This window comes from Pseudomonas sp. GW823-FHT02F05, from assembly GCF_058797315.1.
In genome coordinates this window covers 183,596-198,835 of the sequence record NZ_JBXAJM010000005.1, presented here as the reverse complement: position 1 = coordinate 198,835, position 15,240 = coordinate 183,596, and the positions used below count along the sequence as shown (strand labels likewise).

At 59.4% G+C, this 15,240-nt stretch carries 11 protein-coding genes; all 11 read right to left on the bottom strand.

Features of this window, described 5'->3' with window-relative positions; genetic code table 11:
• Positions 1–2 precede the first annotated feature (2 nt).
• The 11 genes from pyrG to bamA all read right to left on the bottom strand — a co-directional run bounded on the left by pyrG (position 3) and on the right by bamA (position 15,168).
• Entirely contained in the window at positions 3–1,634 is a 1,632-nt protein-coding gene (pyrG, locus tag AC1RAC_RS08900) for a CTP synthase (RefSeq protein WP_034126838.1), read from the bottom strand.
• 273 nt (positions 1,635–1,907) lie between these two features.
• Positions 1,908–3,227, bottom strand: coding sequence for a tRNA lysidine(34) synthetase TilS (tilS, locus tag AC1RAC_RS08895; protein ID WP_314549152.1), 1,320 nt, complete (start codon positions 3,225–3,227; stop codon positions 1,908–1,910).
• Between the two features lie 174 nt (positions 3,228–3,401).
• Positions 3,402–4,349, bottom strand: coding sequence for an acetyl-CoA carboxylase carboxyltransferase subunit alpha (locus tag AC1RAC_RS08890; protein WP_003189182.1), 948 nt, complete (start codon positions 4,347–4,349; stop codon positions 3,402–3,404).
• A gap of 129 nt (positions 4,350–4,478) precedes the next feature.
• Positions 4,479–8,000, bottom strand: coding sequence for a DNA polymerase III subunit alpha (gene dnaE / locus AC1RAC_RS08885; protein ID WP_003189180.1), 3,522 nt, complete (start codon positions 7,998–8,000; stop codon positions 4,479–4,481).
• Between the two features lie 76 nt (positions 8,001–8,076).
• On the bottom strand, positions 8,077–8,703 hold the full coding sequence (gene rnhB / locus AC1RAC_RS08880) for a ribonuclease HII (RefSeq protein WP_161793220.1): 627 nt from the start codon (positions 8,701–8,703) through the stop codon (positions 8,077–8,079).
• Positions 8,704–8,705: 2 nt separating this feature from the next.
• Positions 8,706–9,845 (bottom strand): lipid-A-disaccharide synthase, encoded by a 1,140-nt coding sequence (gene lpxB, locus AC1RAC_RS08875; RefSeq protein WP_072446902.1) that lies wholly within the window; start codon positions 9,843–9,845, stop codon positions 8,706–8,708.
• Positions 9,846–9,847: 2 nt separating this feature from the next.
• Complete coding sequence (gene lpxA, locus AC1RAC_RS08870) at positions 9,848–10,624, bottom strand: acyl-ACP--UDP-N-acetylglucosamine O-acyltransferase (protein WP_032893181.1); 777 nt, start codon at positions 10,622–10,624, stop codon at positions 9,848–9,850.
• The gene (gene fabZ / locus AC1RAC_RS08865) at positions 10,621–11,061 is read right to left on the bottom strand and encodes a 3-hydroxyacyl-ACP dehydratase FabZ (protein WP_003172281.1); all 441 of its coding nucleotides are present in this window, start codon (positions 11,059–11,061) and stop codon (positions 10,621–10,623) included. The genes lpxA and fabZ overlap by 4 nt, the downstream gene beginning before the upstream one ends.
• A 111-nt stretch (positions 11,062–11,172) precedes the next feature.
• Positions 11,173–12,228: a UDP-3-O-(3-hydroxymyristoyl)glucosamine N-acyltransferase gene (lpxD, locus tag AC1RAC_RS08860; protein ID WP_034126835.1), complete on the bottom strand. Its 1,056-nt coding sequence runs from the start codon at positions 12,226–12,228 to the stop codon at positions 11,173–11,175.
• A gap of 3 nt (positions 12,229–12,231) precedes the next feature.
• The gene (locus AC1RAC_RS08855) at positions 12,232–12,735 is read right to left on the bottom strand and encodes an OmpH/Skp family outer membrane protein (protein ID WP_003189173.1); all 504 of its coding nucleotides are present in this window, start codon (positions 12,733–12,735) and stop codon (positions 12,232–12,234) included.
• A gap of 45 nt (positions 12,736–12,780) precedes the next feature.
• Positions 12,781–15,168, bottom strand: a complete 2,388-nt coding sequence (bamA, locus tag AC1RAC_RS08850; RefSeq protein WP_054917864.1) for an outer membrane protein assembly factor BamA — start codon at positions 15,166–15,168, stop codon at positions 12,781–12,783.
• Positions 15,169–15,240: the final 72 nt, after the last annotated feature.

Below are 15,240 nucleotides of genomic sequence, written 5' to 3'. Positions count from 1 at the left end.
GTTTACGCCTTCTTCTGATGTTGCGTCAGTGCTGCTTTGACGAAACCACTGAACAACGGGTGACCGTCACGCGGTGTCGAGGTGAACTCCGGGTGGAACTGGCAAGCCACGAACCACGGATGATCCGGTGCCTCGACCACTTCAACCAGCTTGCCATCACCGGAGCGGCCGGAGATTTTCAGGCCAGCTTCTTTGATCTGCGGCAGCAGGTTGTTGTTCACTTCGTAACGGTGGCGGTGACGCTCGACGATCACATCCTTGCCGTAGCAGTCGTGTACCAGCGAGCCGGCTTCCAGCAGGCAATCCTGTGCGCCCAGGCGCATGGTGCCGCCCAGGTCGGACGTTTCGGTACGGGTTTCAACGGCGCCGGTGGCGTCTTCCCACTCGGTGATCAGGCCCACGACCGGATGGCCGCTGGTGTGATCGAACTCGGTGGAGTTGGCGTCTTTCCAGCCCAGCACGTTACGGGCGAACTCGATAACAGCCACTTGCATGCCCAGGCAGATACCCAGGTACGGCACCTTGTTTTCACGGGCGTACTGCACGGCAGTGATCTTGCCTTCCACACCACGCAGGCCGAAACCGCCGGGAACGAGGATAGCGTCAACACCTTCGAGCAGCGCGGTGCCCTGGTTCTCGATGTCTTCGGAATCGATGTAGCGCAGGTTGACCTTGGTACGGTTGCTGATACCGGCGTGGCTCATCGCTTCGATCAGCGACTTGTACGCGTCCAGCAGTTCCATGTACTTGCCGACCATGGCGATGGTGACTTCATGCTCAGGGTTGAGCTTGGCGTCGACAACCGCTTCCCACTCGGACAGGTCGGCGCCGCCGCACTGCAGGCCGAAACGCTCGACCACAAAATCATCCAGCCCCTGGGAATGCAGGATGCCCGGGATCTTGTAGATGGTGTCGGCGTCTTCCAGGGCAATCACCGCACGTTCTTCAACGTTGGTGAACTGCGCGATCTTGCGGCGCGAGGAAATGTCGATCGGGTGATCGGAGCGGCATACCAGCACATCCGGCTGCAGGCCGATGGAACGCAGTTCCTTGACCGAATGCTGGGTAGGCTTGGTTTTGGTTTCGCCGGCAGTGGCGATGTACGGCACCAGCGTCAGGTGCATCAGCATCGCGCGCTTGGCGCCGACTTCGAAACGCAACTGGCGGATGGCTTCGAGGAACGGTTGGGACTCGATGTCACCCACGGTGCCACCGATCTCGACCATCGCCACGTCGGCATCGCCTGCACCCTTGATAATGCGGCGCTTGATTTCGTCGGTGATGTGCGGGATCACCTGGATGGTTGCACCCAGGTAGTCACCACGGCGCTCTTTGCGCAGCACGTGCTCGTAGACACGGCCGGTGGTGAAGTTGTTGTTCTGGGTCATGGTCGTGCGGATGAACCGCTCGTAGTGGCCCAGGTCCAGGTCGGTCTCGGCGCCGTCGTGGGTGACGAACACTTCACCGTGCTGGAACGGGCTCATGGTGCCCGGGTCAACGTTGATGTACGGGTCCAGCTTGAGCATGGTGACCTTAAGTCCCCGCGCCTCCAGGATGGCCGCCAATGAAGCGGAGGCAATGCCTTTCCCCAATGAAGAAACAACACCGCCCGTGACGAATATGTAGCGCGTCATGAAAAACCCTAGAAGTCTGCGTTAAAGCGGTCCGAGCCGCCGGGGAAAGCGAAGGAAGGCCGAAGCCCCCGATCACCTGCATTAATCACAGTGCACCTTTCAAAAAAACCGCCGCGTTGTGACAGACCAGCAATGAAGCACCGGTACGTTGATCGCTACACATTTTTTGGAATCGCCCAGCAAAGACTGCTTGGTAATCGGCAACGACTGCGATTCAGGCGAATCCACAGAAGTTGTATCAAGAAGGGAGCGTAGTCTACCGGAAAGGCGCTATCAGCTCAAACCTTGATCGCAGGTCTGTGGCAACCAATCCAATTGCACCTCACCCACCGACCTGGACCATGCCCCCGCAACACTTGGCACAGCCAGCAATTGCTCGCCCCGATAGACCAGCGGCAATCTGCCACGGGCGAAGCCCGGCATGCCGCTTTCATTCAGCAGACGCTTGAGATCCCGCCGGCCTCGGCCCGCTACGTCGATGATTTCGCCACCCTGGCGATAACGCACCTCCAGCGGGCCTTCGGGGGCCTTGCCGATAAACCTCAGTTGACCATTGCCCGTTAACTCTAGTGGATCTTGCGGATCGGGCCAGCTCACCGATGCGTCGGAAAACTCCGACCAGGTCGAGGGCAACCACCAGATGCGTTCAACGCTACGCTGCATTTGGCCGTCGGCCAGGCGCCACAGAGGCTGTGCGTCGCTCTTGGCATCGCGCAGAGCATGCCAACCGGCCCAGTGGTCGCTGTCGGGTAAACGGGTCAGTGGCGTGAGCCAATGCCGCAGGGCGTTACGCTGGCGGGCATCGGATAGCTCGCGCAATGGTTCAAGCGCCAGGGACGGCAGAGGCAACCAGGGAAACGCAGAAGGCTGATCGGCGCGCTGCAGGTCCATCATCGCCAATTCGTCGAGCAGCCCTTGAGCCTCAGCCATGTGTTCAGCCGTGCGAGCCAGGTGGGTGATCGCCTGTGGCCAGCGTTTCGTCAGCGCGGGAAGTACGTGGTGACGCAGGTAATTGCGGGAAAACCGTGGATCAACGTTGGAGGGGTCGTCGATCCACTGCAACTGATGCTGATGGGCGTAGGCTTCCAGGTCGCTACGGGAAAATGCCAGCAACGGCCGCACCAAGCACCCCTGCGCCAAGGGGCGATGCTCAGGCATAGCCGCCAGCCCTCTTACACCGGCGCCACGCAGCAGGCGAAACAGCAGGGTTTCGGCTTGATCGTCGCGATGCTGGCCAGTGAAAAGCACCTCCCCCCCCCCTAGGACCTGCATGAACGCTTGGTAGCGCGCCTCGCGGGCCGCACGCTCAAGGCTCGCACCCTGACTGACCTGCACGCGCATGACGCGCAAAGGTACGCCCAGGCTGTCGCAGACCGATTGGCAATGAGAGGGCCAAGCATCGGCAGCAGCTTGCAGGCCATGGTGGACATGGACGGCGCTGACAGGAGGCAGATTTTCGATTTTGGCCAATGAGGCCAGGAGGTGCAGCAGAACGGTGGAGTCGAGACCGCCGGAGAATGCGATATGCCAGGCCGGCGCGTTGCGCCAGTCGGCCAGGGTGTGCAGGAGTGTGGCCGGCAGGGTTGGTTTCATCACACGTCACCGCCGCAAAGCTTGAATACGTTCGTCAGCATACACAAAGCAAATGTGGGAGCCGGGCTTGCCCGCGATGCAGGCACCTCGGTGTATCAGTGATACCAAGGTGATGCTATCGCAGGCAAGCCAGCTCCCACACAAGCCGGCTACTACATTGGGTACAGCGTCGGCTTAGAGGCCGTAGCTCATCAGGCGCTCATAACGACGAGCCAGCAGCGCTTCGTTATCCAGCTTCTTGAGCATCGCCAGTTGCGACCCCAACTCGGCACGGATGGTCGCAGCGGCGGCAGCCGGGTCACGGTGGGCGCCGCCCAGTGGCTCGGCGATGACCTTGTCCACGATACCCAGGCCTTTGAGGCGATCGGCGGTGATGCCCATGGCTTCGGCAGCGTCCGGCGCCTTTTCGGCGGTTTTCCACAGGATCGAGGCACAACCTTCCGGCGAGATCACCGCGTAGGTCGAGTACTGCAACATGTTCAATTGGTCGCAGACACCAATGGCCAGGGCACCGCCGGAACCACCTTCACCGATCACGGTGGCAATGATCGGAGTTTTCAGGCGCGCCATGACGCGCAGGTTCCAGGCAATCGCTTCGCTCTGGTTGCGCTCTTCGGCGTCGATACCCGGGTAGGCACCCGGCGTGTCGATGAAGGTCAGGATCGGCATCTTGAAGCGCTCGGCCATTTCCATCAGGCGGCACGCCTTGCGATAGCCTTCCGGGCGCGGCATACCGAAGTTGCGGCGTACTTTCTCGCGCACTTCACGGCCCTTCTGGTGACCGATCACCATCACCGGCTGGTCGTCCAGGCGAGCGATGCCGCCCACGATGGCTGCGTCGTCGGAGAAGTGACGGTCGCCGTGCAACTCGTCGAACTCGGTGAAGATGTGTTCGATGTAGTCCAGGGTGTAGGGACGGCGCGGATGGCGAGCCAGGCGCGCGATCTGCCAGCTGGTCAGCTTGCCGAAGATGTCTTCGGTGAGCGTGCTGCTCTTGTCTTGCAGGCGAGCGATTTCATCACCGATGTTCAGCGAATTGTCATTGCCGACCAGGCGCAGCTCTTCGATCTTGGCTTGCAGGTCAGCGATCGGCTGTTCGAAATCAAGAAAATTCGGGTTCATAAGCGTCCGTCTTGGGTCGACGGCCAAGGGGTGCCTGGCCAGCCGGTTGTCTATTCGCGCCCTACCTTAAGGGAGAGGCGCGTTTAGGTCGAGATTAAATGTTTAGTCGAGATCAGATCTATCTGACCGTCAACGGTATTGGAGGAAGACGTTGTCTCGCCCGAACTGGTCACGCAAAGCTTGAATCAAGCCATCAGCGGGATCAATTCGCCACGTCTCACCAAACTGCAACATGGCCTTGGCATCGCTGCCGGTGTACTCCATGGTCACCGGGCATGCGCCACGATGGCGTTTTAGCAGGTCACCCAACCAGCGTAGCTGATCGCCCTTAAGCGCTTCGGTCTTGACCTTCAGGCGCAGGCTTTCGGCCAGGTTGGTGCGGGCGTCTTCCATGCTCATCACGCGCTTGATGCGCAGGCGCAGGCCACCGGAGAAGTCATCATTGCTGACCTCCCCTTCCACCACCACCATGGCGTCGGTCTGCAACAGCGATTGGGCGGAGTGAAACGCGTCGGCAAACAATGACGCTTCGATACGGCCCGAGCGGTCATCGAGGGTGATGAAGCCCATCTTGTCGCCCTTCTTATTTTTCATCACCCGCAGGGCGATGATCATACCGGCGACGGTCTGGGTATCCCGCGCCGGTTTCAGGTCGATGATGCGCTGGCGGGCAAAACGGCGGATTTCGCCTTCGTACTCGTCAATCGGGTGGCCAGTGAGGTACAGGCCCAAGGTGTCTTTTTCACCCTTGAGGCGCTCCTTCAGAGTCAGCTCCTTGGCCTTGCGGTGATTCGCGTAGACATCCGCATCTTCTTCGACGAACAGCCCGCCAAACAGGTCGGCGTGGCCGCTGTCATGGGTACGGGCGGTCTGTTCGGCGGCCTTGATCGCCTCTTCCATGGCGGTCAGCAGCACCGCCCGGTTACGATCGATATTGGCCTGGTAAGCCTTCGGCTCATCATGAAAATACGGGCCAAGACGGTCGAGTGCGCCGCTGCGGATCAGGCCATCGAGGGTACGCTTGTTGATGCGTTTGAGGTCAACGCGTGCGCAAAAGTCGAACAGGTCCTTGAACGGCCCGTCCTGACGCGCTTCGGTAATGGCCTCGACCGGGCCTTCGCCCACGCCTTTGATCGCGCCGAGGCCATAGATGATGCGGCCTTCGTCGTTCACCGTGAACTTGAACTCCGAAGCGTTCACGTCCGGCGCGTCGAGGCGCAGCTTCATGGTGCGCACTTCCTCGATCAAGGTCACGACCTTGTCGGTGTTGTGCATATCCGCCGAAAGTACCGCCGCCATGAACGGTGCCGGGTAGTGAGCTTTCAGCCAGGCGGTCTGGTACGACACTAGGCCATAGGCTGCGGAGTGGGATTTGTTGAAGCCATAACCGGCGAACTTTTCTACCAGGTCGAAGATGTTACCGGCCAGGTCGGCATCGATGTTGTTGGTCGCGCAACCTTCAATGAAACCGCCGCGCTGCTTGGCCATTTCCTCGGGCTTTTTCTTACCCATGGCGCGACGTAGCATGTCCGCACCGCCGAGGGTGTAGCCGGCCATCACTTGGGCGATCTGCATCACCTGTTCCTGGTACAGGATGATGCCGTAGGTCGGCGCCAGTACGGGCTTGAGGCCTTCATACTGATAGTCGGAATGCGGGTAAGCCAGCTCGGCCCGGCCGTGTTTACGGTTGATGAAGTCATCCACCATGCCCGATTGCAGCGGGCCCGGACGGAACAGGGCCACCAGTGCGATCAAGTCTTCCAGGCAGTCGGGCTTGAGCTTTTTGATCAGTTCCTTCATGCCCCGGGATTCAAGCTGGAACACTGCGGTGGTTTCGGCTTTTTGCAGCAGGCTGTACGTCGGCTTGTCGTCCAGCGGGATAAACGCGATATCCAGCGGTTCTTCGCCGACCTTGGCACGGTCGCGGTTGATGGTCTTGAGTGCCCAGTCGATGATCGTCAGAGTCCGCAGGCCGAGGAAGTCGAACTTCACCAAGCCGGCGGCCTCCACATCGTCCTTGTCGAACTGGGTGACCAGTCCGTCGCCTTCTTCATCGCAATAGATCGGCGAAAAGTCGGTGAGCTTGGTCGGCGCAATAACCACACCACCGGCGTGTTTACCGACGTTACGCACCACGCCCTCGAGCTTGCGCGCCATGTCCCAGATTTCGGCGGCTTCTTCATCGACCTTGATGAAGTCGCGCAGGATTTCTTCCTGCTCGTAGGCTTTTTCCAGGGTCATGCCGACTTCGAACGGGATCATCTTCGACAGGCGGTCCGCCAAACCGTAGGACTTGCCCTGCACCCGCGCCACGTCGCGGATTACCGCTTTGGCGGCCATGGAGCCGAAGGTGATGATCTGACTTACCGCGTTGCGACCGTATTTTTCGGCCACGTACTCAATCACGCGGTCACGGCCATCCATGCAGAAGTCGACGTCGAAGTCGGGCATGGAAACCCGTTCCGGGTTCAGGAACCGTTCGAACAGCAGGTCATATTCAAGCGGGTCAAGGTCGGTGATCTTCTGTACGTAGGCCACCAGCGAGCCAGCACCTGACCCCCGACCAGGGCCTACCGGTACACCGTTGTTTTTGGCCCACTGGATAAAGTCCATTACGATCAGGAAGTAACCGGGGAACCCCATCTGGATAATGATATCCAGCTCGAAATTCAACCGATCGACATACACCTGGCGCTTGGCTTCGTAGTCCTCGGTGGTGTCCTTGGGCAGCAGGACGCTGAGGCGTTCCTCCAGGCCATCGAACGACACTTTGCGAAAGTATTCGTCGATGGTCATGCCATCGGGAATCGGGAAGTTGGGCAGGAAGTGTTTGCCCAGCTTCACTTCGATGTTGCAGCGCTTGGCGATCTCGACGGAGTTTTCCAGGGCCTCGGGCAAGTCGCTGAACAGCTCCGCCATTTCCTCGGCGCTTTTGAGGTACTGCTCTTCGCTGTAGTTCTTCGAGCGGCGCGGGTCATCCAAGGCACGGCCTTCGCCGATGCACACGCGGGTCTCGTGGGCTTCGAAATCTTCTTTCTTGATAAAGCGCACATCATTGGTCGCCACCAGCGGCGCACCCAGCTTATCGGCCAGGGCTACGGCAGCGTGCAGATGCTCTTCATCGTTGGGGCGGTTGGTGCGCTGGACTTCCAGGTAGAACCGGCCTGGGAACACCTGCATCCACTCACGCGCCAGCACTTCGGCTTCCTGAGGGTTGCCGCCCAGCAGCGCGATACCGATTTCGCCCTCTTTGGCCGCCGAGAGCATGATCAGACCTTCGCTGGCTTCGGCCACCCACTCGCGCTCGATGATGATCGAGCCGTTGCGCTGACCATCGATAAAGCCACGGGAGATCAGTTCGGTGAGGTTGCGATAACCCACGCCGTTCATCGCCAGCAGGCTGATGCGGCTCAGGGGGTTATCCGGGTCTTTGTTGGACAGCCACAGATCGGCGCCGCAGATCGGCTTGATGCCGGCGCCCATGGCGTTCTTGTAGAACTTGACCAGGGAACACATGTTGTTCTGGTCGGTAACCGCAACCGCAGGCATGTTCATGCCCACCAGGGTTTTGACCAGCGGTTTGATCCGTACCAGGCCGTCGACCAGGGAGTACTCAGTGTGCAGGCGTAGATGAACGAATGAAGCCGGCATAGTGATCCTGTCTTGATACATGAAAACAACAAGGCCCGGATTGTACCGGGCCTGGGTAAAAACATCAGCCTTGCTGCTATACCTCGATCAGACTTTCACGGGCCTCATAAGCCTGGCGCACCGGGGCAAACGAGCGGCGATGGATCGGGGTGGGGCCGAGCCGAGCCAGAGCTTCCAGATGAACGGGGGTCGGGTAGCCTTTATGGCCTCCAATGCCGTAGCCGGGATAGATCAATTCGAACGCGGCCATTTCACGGTCGCGGCTGACCTTGGCCAGGATCGAGGCGGCGGCAATGGCGGGAACCTTGCTATCGCCCTTGACCACCGCTTCGGACGGCATTGTCAGTTTGGGGCAGCGGTTACCGTCGATCATCGCCATTTTCGGGGTGATGTGCAGCCCTTCCACAGCGCGCTGCATCGCCAGCATGGTGGCGTGCAGGATATTCAGCTCGTCGATTTCTTCGACTTCAGCCCGGGCGATATGCCAGCTCAGGGCTTTCTCACAGATCTCGTCATAGAGCTTTTCGCGACGGGCTTCGGTGAGCTTCTTCGAATCGTTGAGCCCCAGGATCGGGCGGTTCGGATCAAGGATCACCGCCGCCGTGACCACTGCGCCACACAGCGGGCCGCGCCCGACTTCGTCAACACCCGCCACCAGTTCGTGGGCTTGGGCGACGAGACTGAAATCCAGGCCCATTTGCATGGTCATAAGGCTTCCTGTTTATGGCCGATCAGGGTCAACACGGCGTCGGCCGCCTGGTTCGAGGCATCACGGCGTAACGTGCGGTGAATATCGTCGAAACCACGGGTCTGCTCTTCGCCGCCGTCAATCAAGGGTAGTAGGGTTTGCGCAAGCGCTTCGGGCGTTGCATCGTCCTGCAACAACTCCGGCACCAGCAGGCGCTGGGCCAGCAGGTTGGGCAAGGAAATGTAAGGGCTCTTGACCATGCGCTTGAGGATCCAGAAGGTCAGTGGCGCCAGGCGATAGGCCACGACCATCGGCCGCTTGTACAGCAGGGCCTCAAGTGTGGCAGTGCCCGAGGCGATCAACACCGCATCGCAGGCTGCCAGGGCCAGGTGGGACTGGCCATCGAGCAGGGTCAACGGCAGGTTGCGGCCTTCCAGCAGGGTTTCGATCTGTGCACGACGTTGTGGACTGGCGCAAGGCAGCACAAAGCGGATTCCCGGCTTTTGCGCCTGAAGACGTTCGGCAGCATCAAAAAACAACGCCCCCAAACGCCCCACCTCACCGCCACGACTGCCTGGCATCAACGCTACCAACGGGCCATCGGGCAAGCCCAGCTCGGCGCGCGCAGCCGCACGATCAGCCTGCAAGGGAATGGCGTCAGCCAGGGTGTGGCCGACAAACCGCACCGGCACGCCCTTCTCCTCGTAGAACCGGGCTTCGAATGGAAGCAAGGTCAACATCAGGTCGCAGCCTTCGCGGATTTTCAACACACGCTTCTGGCGCCACGCCCACACGGATGGGCTGACGTAGTGCACGGTCTTGATCCCGGCCTGGCGCAACTTGAGTTCGATATTGAGCGTGAAGTCCGGCGCATCGATGCCGATAAAGACGTCAGGTTTTTCTTCGATCAGCGTCTTGATCAGCAGCTTGCGGCGAGCCAGCAGCTCACGCAGGCGCCCCAAGACTTCCACCAGTCCCATGACCGACAGGCGCTCCATGGGGAAATAGGAGGTCAGGCCTTCGGCCTGCATCAACGGGCCGCCGACCCCGATAAATTCCACCGCCGGATGCTGGGCCTTGAGCGCGCGCATCAAGCCAGAACCCAGGATATCGCCGGAAGCTTCACCGGCCACGAGCGCAATACGCAGAGTGGCCATGATCAGCGGGTGATGCCGCGAGTCGAGGTCTGGATAGAATCACGGAATACCGCGACTTCCGGGAACTGCGTGGCAGGCTCGGCCAACTCGGCCAGGGCCTGCTCCACGGTCAACCCTTGGCGGTAAACCGTCTTGTAGGCACGGCGCAGGGCGTGGATGGCTTCTTCGCTGAAACCACGACGACGCATGCCTTCAAAATTCATGCTGCGGGCTTCGGCAGGATTGCCGAACACCGTCACGAATGCCGGGACATCCTTGCCGATGGCGGTGCCCATACCGGAAAAGCTGTGGGCGCCGATATGGCAGTATTGATGTACCAGGGTGAAGCCGGAAAGGATCGCCCAGTCATCAACGTGCACATGGCCTGCCAACGCAGTGTTGTTGACCAGGATGCAATGATTGCCGATCACGCTGTCATGGCCGATGTGCGCATAGGCCATGACCAGGTTGTGATCACCCAAGGTGGTTTCGGCGCGATCTTGCACGGTGCCACGGTGAATGGTGACGCCTTCACGGATAATATTGTGGTCACCGATTACCAGGCGTGTTTCTTCACCCTTGTACTTCATGTCCGGGGTGTCTTCGCCTACCGAGGAAAACTGGTAGATGCGATTGTGTTTGCCAATGCGGGTCGGACCCTTGAGGATCACGTGCGGCCCGATGACAGTCCCCTCGCCGATTTCCACACCTGCGCCGACGATCGACCAAGGGCCGACCTCAACGTCGGCGGCCAGTACGGCCGACGGATCGATGATTGCGCGAGGGTCAATCAAACTCATAGTTTGCGTTCCGCACAGATGATCTCGGCAGAGCACACCGGCTTGCCATCTACCGAGGCCTGGCATTCGAACTTCCAGATCTGGCGTTTGCAACTGATGAACTTGGCTTCCAGGATCAACTGGTCACCCGGGGTGACCGGGTTGCGAAAACGCAGCTTGTCCGAACCCACGAAATAGTAAAGCGTGCCGTCAGCAGGCTTGAGGTCGAGCATTTTGAAACCAAGGATACCGGCAGCCTGGGCCATGGCTTCGATGATCAACACACCTGGCATGATTGGATGCGCAGGAAAGTGACCATTGAAGAATGGTTCGTTGATGCTGACATTCTTGTAGGCACGAATGCGCTTTTCCTCGACATTGAGGTCCACTACGCGGTCCACCAGCAGGAACGGGTAACGGTGAGGCAGGTATTCGCGAATCTCGTTGATGTCCATCATTTCGGGGGGAAGCCTGTAATAAAGATTGGGGGCGGGCGCACCAGGCGCACGCCCCGCTAGCAAATCAAGGAGGCCGTCTAGCGGCTGCGCACACTTGATATGGAAATGGTATCAGCCTTCTGATGAAGCATTACCGCCAGGGGTCACGTCCCCGACACGCTTTTCAAGCTGTTTGATACGTCGTGCCATGTCGTCGATCTTCCTCAAACGCGCGGCACTCTTGCGCCATTCGGCCGCAGGTTGCATCGCGGTACCGGACGAGTAGGCCCCTGGCTCTGTGATCGAGTGGGTCACCATAGTCATGCCGGTGATGAAGACGTTGTCGCAAATATCGATATGTCCCACCAGCCCAACGCCACCGGCGAGCATGCAATGCTTGCCGATCTTGGTGCTGCCGGAAATACCCACGCAGGCCGCCATGGCGGTGTGATCGCCAATCTGCACGTTGTGGGCGATCTGGATCTGGTTATCGAGCTTCACACCGTTGCCGATCACGGTATCAGCCAAGGCCCCGCGATCCACGGCGGTGTTCACGCCGATCTCCACATCATCGCCGATCAATACGCCACCGACCTGGGCGATCTTGTGCCAGACACCTTTGGAGTTGGCAAAGCCAAAGCCTTCGCCGCCGATAACAGCACCGGACTGAATGACCACACGCTGACCAATACGCACATCGTGGTAGAGGGTCACGCGGGGGGCCAGCCAACCATCGGCACCAATTTCACAGCGTGCACCGATAAAGCAGTGGGCACCCACGGTGACACCAGCACCAATACGCGCCCCGCTTTCGATCACGGCGAATGCACCGATGCTGGCGGCAGGATCAACCTGGGCATCATCGGCGATCACGGCAGACGGGTGAATACCGCCGGCCGCCTTCGGCTTGGGATCGAACAGGTGCGACGCCTTGGCGTACGACAGGTACGGATCGGCCACCACCAGCGCATCCCCGGTAAACCCTTCGGCGTCGGCGGCCTTCAGCAACACGGCTGCGGCCTGGCAGTCGACCAGGTATTTACGGTATTGAGGATTTGCGAGGAAGCTCAACTGAGCTGGGCCAGCCTCCTGCAAGGTGGCTAGCCCAGTGATTTCTTTCTCCTTGGAGCCACGCAAGGTGGCTCCCAGGAACTCGGCCAACTCGCCGAGCTTGATAGTCGCTGTCATGGTTTACTTCAGCTGGTTCATGCGCTCGATCACCTGGCGGGTGATGTCGTATTGAGGCTTGACGTCGATCACGGCGCCACGCTCGAACACCAGGTCAAAGGCACCCTTCTTGATGACTTCTTCCACAGCGCTGTCCAATTTCGGCTTGAGCTGCTTGAGCATTTCGCGGTCGGCCACAGCCTTGGCTTCGTTCAGCTCCTTGGATTGGAACTGGTAGTCACGGGCCTTTTGCTTGAATTCAAGCTCCAGACGCTCGCGCTCGCCTTGCTGCATCTTGTCGCCACCGGCTACCAGGCGGTCCTGGATGCCCTTGGCGCTGCTTTCCAGCGTCTTGAGCTTGGTCAGCTGCGGACCGAATTTCTTCTCGGCATCCACGGCGTATCGCTTGGCCGCATCGGACTCCAGCAGGGCCATCTGATAGTTCAGGACCGCGATTTTCATTTCGGCGAAGGCCGGGGTGGTGACCAGCACAGTGGCCAGCAAGACCAATTGAGTCAACTTACGCACGATGTACTCCTACAGAATCCGTTGTCGTTATCTTAGGTCAGACGCTTAGAACGTCTGGCCGAGGGAGAATTGGAAAATCTGGGTTTCAGCGTTATCCGGTTTCTTGATCGGCATGGCCAGAGCAAAGCTCAACGGGCCCAGCGCAGTCACCCAGGTCACACCCACGCCCACGGAGCTCGCCAGGTTGCTGAGGCTCACGTCGTTGCATTGAGTATTGGACTTCAAGCCACTTGGGTTTTTGATCTGTTCGCACTTGGAGTCGAACACGTTACCCACGTCCCAGAAGACCGAAGTACGCAGCGAACGCTGGTCCTTGACGAACGGCAGCGGGAACAGAATCTCCGCACCACCCTGGATCAGCACGTTACCACCGAATGGCAGCGGGTCGTTGTCCGAGTCAGCGACAGTGCCCTGGTTACCGGTCTGAGCAAAACCGCGGCTCGGCGTACCACGCGGACCCAGAGTGCTGTCCTTGAAGCCACGTACCGAGTTGAAACCACCTGCATAGTAGTTTTCATAGAACGGCAAGCCATTGGTCGAACCATAACCGTCGCCATAGCCCAACTCTGTGTGCAGGCGCATGGTGTAGTTATCGCTCAACGGCTGGAACAACTGGCCGCGGTAGTCGAGCTTGAAGAACGACAGGTCGCTGCCCGGCGTAGTGACTTCCGCGGTCAGGCTCTGGGAGTGGCCGCGGGTTGCCAGTACGCCTTTGTTCAGGGTCGACTCGGACCAGCCGGCAGACGCCTTGAAGTTCAGGAACTTGTCGCCTTCACGACGGGTGAAGTCGAAGATTTCGTCCACGGTATAAATACCGGTCTTGATCTCATCCTGCTGGGCGGTAAGGCCGAAGGTCAGGCGCGAAGTCTCGCTGATCGGGTAACCCACGTTGACACCGGCACCCAGGCTGTCGATCGCATAGCTTGCAACGTCAACATCGAGGTCTTTGTAGTCGGTGGTGCGGTAGAAGGCGTTGTAGCCCAGGCTCACACCGTCTGCAGTCCAGTAGGGGTCGGTATAGCCGAAGTTGTATCGGCTCTGGTATTCGCTGCGGGTCAGGCCGATGGACACACGGTTACCGGTACCCAGGAAGTTGTTCTGCGTGATGGAACCACCCAGGATCAAACCGGCACTCTGGGCGAAACCGACGCTGGCGGTGATCGAACCCGAGGCTTGTTCTTCCACGGCGTAGTTCACGTCAACCTGGTCATCCACACCCGGTACGGCCGGGGTTTCGACGTTGACTTCCTTGAAGAAGCCCAGGCGCTCGAGACGGGTCTTGGACTGGTCGATCAGGTAGGTCGAAGCCCAGCCACCTTCCATCTGACGCATTTCACGACGCAGCACTTCGTCCGCGGACTTGGTGTTGCCGCGGAAGTTGATACGGTTGACGTAGGCACGCTTGCCCGGATCGACGACGAAGGTGATGTCCACGGTGTGGTCTTCATCATTCGGGGTCGGCACGCCGTTGACGTTGGCGAAGGTATAGCCTTCGTTACCCAGGCGGCGGGTGATCAGTTCTGAGGTGGTGGTCATCAGCTTGCGCGAGAACACCTGGTCCTTCTGCACGAGCAGCAGGGACTTGACCTGGTCTTCAGGCACTTTCAGGTCGCCGCTGAGCTTGACGTCACGAACCTTGTACTTCTCGCCTTCGTTGACGTTGACGGTGATATAGACGTGCTTCTTGTCCGGGGTGATGGACACCTGGGTCGAAGCGATGTCCATGTTGATGTAGCCACGGTCCAGGTAGTAGGAGCGCAGGCGTTCCAGGTCACCGGAGAGTTTTTCACGGGCGTACTTGTCATCGTTCTTGAAGAACGACAACCAGTTGGTGGTCTTGAGTTCGAACAGGTCGACCAGGTCTTCATCAGGGAACTTGGTGTTGCCCACGACGTTGATGTGCTGGATGGCGGCCACGGTGCCTTCGTTGATGTTGACCTTCAGGCCCACACGGTTACGAGGCTGGGGGATCACTTCGGTTTCCACGGTCGCGGAGTAGCGGCCCTGGGCAACGTACTGGCGTTGCAACTCGTTACGCACACCCTCAAGGGTTGCGCGCTGGAAGATCTCGCCCTCGGCCAGGCCCGATTGCTTCAGGCCCTTCATCAGGTCTTCAGTGGAGATGGCCTTGTTACCTTCGATCGCGATACTGGCGACGGAAGGTCGCTCGACGACCGTGATGACCAGGACGTTGCCTTCGCGACCCAGTTGGATATCTTGAAAGAACCCGGTTTTGAACAGCGCACGAGTGGATTCCACCAGGCGACGATCATCCGCCTGTTCCCCGACGTTCAACGGCAAGGCACCAAAGACGCTACCCGCGGAGACCCGCTGGAGGCCATTGACGCGAATATCGGAGATGGTGAAGGACTCGGCGTGAACTTCGGCGATCATCAATACGGTGAGAACCGCAGTTAGCAGCAGACGTTTCATGAAGTCCTTTCTTATTCCAACTGGCAATAAACAAACTGCCGCAAAATGCGGCAGATTCGCAATTCAGCGAAG